The sequence below is a fragment of the Phormidium sp. CCY1219 genome, assembly GCF_055795085.1.
In genome coordinates, this window is record NZ_JAYFEQ010000672.1 from 1 (window position 1) to 4,741 (window position 4,741).

General features: G+C 53.5%; 5 protein-coding genes. 3 read left to right on the forward strand and 2 right to left on the reverse strand.

What is annotated here, in order from left to right:
- Positions 1–119: 119 nt before the first annotated feature.
- The 3 genes from lysA (at position 120) to AC0QH1_RS19570 (ending at position 3,440) form a co-directional block, all read left to right on the forward strand.
- A complete protein-coding gene (gene lysA / locus AC0QH1_RS19560; protein ID WP_324632965.1) occupies positions 120–1,526 on the forward strand; it encodes a diaminopimelate decarboxylase in 1,407 nt (468 codons plus the stop codon).
- Positions 1,527–1,737: 211 nt separating this feature from the next.
- Positions 1,738–2,694, forward strand: a complete 957-nt coding sequence (gene cdaA / locus AC0QH1_RS19565) for a diadenylate cyclase CdaA (RefSeq protein WP_442957342.1) — start codon at positions 1,738–1,740, stop codon at positions 2,692–2,694.
- Positions 2,691–3,440 carry an isoprenyl transferase gene (locus AC0QH1_RS19570; RefSeq protein ID WP_324632962.1) on the forward strand — a complete coding sequence of 250 codons (750 nt, stop codon included), beginning with the start codon at positions 2,691–2,693 and terminating at the stop codon, positions 3,438–3,440. Before cdaA ends, AC0QH1_RS19570 begins: the two co-directional genes overlap by 4 nt.
- Before the next feature lie 83 nt (positions 3,441–3,523).
- Here AC0QH1_RS19570 and AC0QH1_RS19575 read toward each other — a convergent pair whose 3' ends face one another.
- Both AC0QH1_RS19575 and AC0QH1_RS19580 read right to left on the reverse strand, forming a co-directional pair.
- Complete coding sequence (locus AC0QH1_RS19575) at positions 3,524–3,796, reverse strand: DUF3143 domain-containing protein (RefSeq protein WP_324632963.1); 273 nt, start codon at positions 3,794–3,796, stop codon at positions 3,524–3,526.
- Between the two features lie 132 nt (positions 3,797–3,928).
- Positions 3,929–4,501 carry a J domain-containing protein gene (locus AC0QH1_RS19580; RefSeq protein ID WP_324632964.1) on the reverse strand — a complete coding sequence of 191 codons (573 nt, stop codon included), beginning with the start codon at positions 4,499–4,501 and terminating at the stop codon, positions 3,929–3,931.
- Positions 4,502–4,741 lie beyond the last annotated feature (240 nt).

A 4,741-nucleotide genomic window follows, 5' to 3' on the forward strand; every position in this document is an offset into this window, starting at 1 on the left:
GGAGCCGGATGAGGTGAAAGTCTCAAGTCCGGTTCTGAAGACGAGTAGTTCTGGTGACGGAATTGCTTAGTTTAACTCCAGTGATGCGCGTTGACCCAATAGCAGAGAATTTAGTGAATATGGTATCAACTCAAGTTAAGGCGGTGGAAAACACAGGTCGTCAGTATCTACCCCAACAAAGCGGAGAAACCGAAACTCGTTCGCCGAACCAGGAGCTGTTGCCCCTGAGTGCCAGAGCGAACGAGAAAGATCGGTTAGAGATTGGGGGTTGCGATGTAGCGACCCTGGTGGAGCAATTTGGCTCGCCGTTGTATATTTTAGACGAAGCCACCTTGAGAGCGGCTTGTCGGCAGTATGTGGACTCCTTATCTCGGTACTATCCCGGAGAGTCGCAGGTCTTGTATGCCTCAAAGGCGTGGAGTGCGGTGGCCATTTGCGCGATCGCGGCGCAAGAGGGGTTAGGCATTGATGTAGTCAGTGGTGGAGAGCTCTATACCGCTCTAGAAGCGGGAGTCAAGCCCGAGAAGATTTACCTGCACGGCAACAATAAATCCCGGGAAGAGTTAGAGCAAGCGGTTGCTTGTGGCTGCACGATCGTGGTAGACAACTGGCTGGAGTTGCAGATGGTGGGGGAAATTGCCGAAAAAGCGGCAGAAGCGATCCGCATCATGGTGCGCTTCACCCCCGGGATCGAGTGTCACACCCACGAATACATCCGCACCGGGCATCTCGACAGTAAATTTGGCTTCGATCCCGAAGGAATGGACGATGTATTTCGCTGGGTGAAAGAGCATCCGAGGCTATCGCTAATCGGCTTGCACGCGCATATTGGCTCGCAGATATTCGAGCGACAGCCGCATCGGGATCTCGGTGGCGTGATGGTGCAGTGGTTGGGAAAAGCAGCCAGTTATGGATTGCAGATCGAGCAACTGAATGTTGGCGGGGGTTTGGGCATTCGCTATACGGAAGCCGACGATCCGCCGAGTATCGAGGAATGGGTGAAGGGAGTCAGCGAAGCGATCGCCGATGAGTGTAAGGCTCAGCAGGTAAACTTGCCGAAATTGCTTTGCGAACCCGGGCGATCGCTGATCGGACCGGCTTGCATCACCGCTTACCGGATCGGCTCGCGCAAAGCCATCCCGGGAATCCGCACCTACATTGCAGTGGATGGCGGCATGTCCGACAATCCCCGACCGATCACCTACCAATCCAGCTATCGCGCCGTACTCGCCAATCGGATGTCCGCGTCGGTAGCCGAGACTGTTACCATAGCGGGTAAGCACTGCGAATCTGGCGACATCGTAATCCACGATGCCGAGCTGCCGGAAACGAACAGTGGCGACATTCTAGTGGTGATGGCCACCGGTGCCTACAATTACAGTATGGCCTCCAATTATAACCGGGTACCCCGACCGGCCACCGTACTCGTGGCAGAGGGAGCAGCCAATATCATTATCGCTCGCGAAACCTACGAAGATTTGATTCGACACGATCGCCTGCCAGAACGGCTCGTTAACCGGGGTTAACCTCACGGCGAGGGGCGATTGGGTGGGGTGAACCTCTGGGGTCAACCGATGCGATCGGGTTGGTGGTCACGGTTCGATCCGGCTGGCCGATTCCCCACCCCCTTGACCCCGGGGTGCCCCGGAAATAGAACCCGCCAAACCGCAAGCAGCTAGAGCGGAGGCTAGCTGAGTAATCTTCATGCCGTAGAAGCGCAAGGATAGTCGAGATCCAATGGGATATTTGTGGATGCAATTGTCGATCGACCCAACCTGGGTTCAGTCCTTGTTGCTTCACATGCTTGAAATTTGGAAGCAATGGCTCAAAGGTCCGCTCGACATCATCTTCGTGTTGGCGCTGACCTATATGGTGCTGGTCATCATTGGGGAGCGCCGCACCCTCTGGATCGTTCGCGGCTTTATCATTCTGATGGTGGCGGCAACCTTAAGCAGCCAACTCAAGCTGGATTTACTGAGTTTTGTCTTACATAAGTTAGTCATCGGCTCCGCTGTGGCAATGGCGGTGATGTTGCAGTCGGAGTTCCGTCGATTTCTCGAACAACTGGGTAAAGGCGAAATCAAGCAACTGTTTCAACCCGATCGGCAAACAATTCCCAAACCCGATAGCACGATCGATGAAATTGTTGATGCAGTGAAAGAACTCTCCCAAAACCGCACCGGGGCTTTAATGATTCTCGAAACCAGTGGGCCGATTGACGAACGAGATTTTTCGGTTCCCGGGGTGAGGATCAATGCAGAAGTGTCCAAAGAACTGTTGCAAACCATTTTTCAAACCAGTACCCTGTTGCATGATGGAGCACTTTTAATTCGATCGTCTCGCATTCTGGCGGCGGGGGTAATTCTACCCCTTTCGGAACGTTCGGCCTCCCGTCAACTGGGAACTCGCCACCGGGCAGCAATGGGAATTACCGAACGGGTCGAAAATTGCGTTTGCGTTGTTGTATCTGAAGAAACTGGCTCGATCTCGCTGGCAGAAAAGGGGGTGCTGAATCGACCGTTAACCAGCTCTAAACTGAAAGAACTGCTACAAGCGCGATTCTCGCAATCTGTGGAGCGCGAAGCAGTGGCTCCAGATTTGCGAAATTTGGGTCGCCAGCTTATTGCCAAAGGATTGAGTCTTTTTTCGCGTTTGCTGCGTCTTCCATCATCGGCTTCACGAGAGAAAAAATGATTACCAAGTCATCAACTTTACAACAGTTGCCTGCTGACCTCGACCGAGAGCGACTGCCCCGACATGTGGCAGTCATTATGGATGGAAATGGTCGTTGGGCAAAGCGTCAGGGAATGCCGCGCATTATGGGGCACCGACGGGGGGTAGATGCCCTGAAAGATTTGCTGCGCTGCTGTAAGGATTGGGGGATTAAAGCCCTCACCGCTTATGCGTTTTCGAGCGAAAACTGGGGCCGCCCTTTGGAAGAGGTTAATTTTTTGATGACTTTGTTCGAACGGGTCTTGCGACAAGAACTCCAGGAGATGATGGAGGAAAACGTGCAAATTAACTTTGTGGGGAATTTGCAAGCGTTGCCACCATCCTTGCAAGCGGAGATTGCCCGCTCGATGGAACAAACTCGTCAGAATGAGGATATTGCGTTTACGGTGGCGACCAATTACGGGGGTCGTCAGGAGATTTTGCAAGCTTGTCGGGCGATCGCCACTCAGGTACAGCAAGGTTTAATCCACCCGGATGACATTGACGAAGTATTGTTCGAACGCCATCTTTACACCACTAATGTGGGGGATCCGGACCTGCTGATTCGCACCAGCGGCGAAATGCGGATTAGCAATTTTCTCCTCTGGCAATTGGCTTATTCGGAACTCTACGTCACCGATACGTTATGGCCGGATTTCGATCGCCAGGAATTCCATCTGGCGTTGCGTTCCTATCAACAACGCCATCGCCGCTTTGGCAAGGTCTGACCCGCCCACGCGAGGAGTCGGAAAACGGGAGCGAATTCTCTGTCCATTCCCCCTTATTTCCCGTTCTCCCGCGCTTTCCCCGCCTACGGTCCGCTAAATACCGCTTCTTCCACATCTCGCCGACTCAGGGAATATTTGAACGATCGCTGAATATCCTGTCCCCCCGTCCCGGAATTGATATAGCGCACGGTAATTTCTTCAGTGTCGAGCCACAGTTGCGCGGTCCAACTGGGCCGTTCCACAAACCAACAATTGCGCTCTTCTGAGTCTTGCTTGCATCCAAGCTGTTGCAGCCAATGCTCGATTTTGGGCAGGGGATGATTGTACAAGGGGGTATCGGGTTGCGGCAGTATCATGGATTTTCCAACGTTAACTGGGCTGAGTGCTGATGAAATCTCGATTGGTTTGCGGCGGTTCTGGGGAGTTGCCTGGGGATTTGTCCAAAGTCGAGCGATCGCCTCTGGCAGGAGTTCAACTTCCTCAAAATCTTACCGCGAATTCGGGATAATTTGGGGGATGGATTCGCCAAGCTCATCCGGGGTCCCTAGGTGGCGATCGCTCCGTGCAAAGGGGTTGACATTTGACTCGATTTGTGCATCTACGCTTTCCCCGGGGTTCGGTGCGGTGTCGAGTCCCATCGGTTGAAATGCGGCATCCCCGCGCATCAATCCAATGGCGATCGCTAACAGCAAACAGCCCACCAAGGTTAACCCCAAAATAAACAAGGCAAATAGCTCTCCCGCCGACAAGGGCCGGTCTGTGGGGTCGATATATGCGGCTGAAGACCTGAACGATTGCGACTTGGCATCCGCCCGCTTTACCGTCGACGGCGGCATCACTGCATAGCGATAGCTGCGCCCGCGATTCAGGCGCAACTGAAAATCATAAAGCTGTCTCTGCTGCGGATCGCTCAGGGTGGCATAGGCTTCCTTCAGTTGTTGGAACTTCTCCCGCGCTACATCCGAGGGCAGTTCCGTGGTATCGGGATGGTAGCGCTTGCTCAATTCCCGATAGGCACGCCGAATCTCCCCGGCGGTGGCTGTAGTTGACAGTTCCAGCAAGCTGTAGTAGTTCGGGAGACCCCGGGGAAAGGGTGGGATCCCTGAGGTTGGGTTGTTTGGATTTGTGCGGTTCTCAGTCACAGCAAATACTCGGAGCGCCAGGTTGCTTGATATTCTATCGAAACTGAACTCATTTTGATACTCCCTACGGATAAATCCGAGAGATTCTTAAAGAGTCCAAAGTCGGACTTTTAAAGGCGCTTTTCCCCACACCCCTACTGACTCCATTGAGATTGAACC

Bases quoted from the DNA above. Each gene is read 5' to 3' on its own strand.
- lysA (WP_324632965.1), top strand. From the start codon at position 120: ATGGTATCAACTCAAGTTAAGGCGGTGGAAAACACAGGTCGTCAGTAT.
- cdaA (WP_442957342.1), top strand. From the start codon at position 1,738: ATGGGATATTTGTGGATGCAATTGTCGATCGACCCAACCTGGGTTCAG.
- AC0QH1_RS19570 (WP_324632962.1), top strand. From the start codon at position 2,691: ATGATTACCAAGTCATCAACTTTACAACAGTTGCCTGCTGACCTCGAC.
- AC0QH1_RS19575 (WP_324632963.1), bottom strand. From the start codon at position 3,796: ATGATACTGCCGCAACCCGATACCCCCTTGTACAATCATCCCCTGCCC.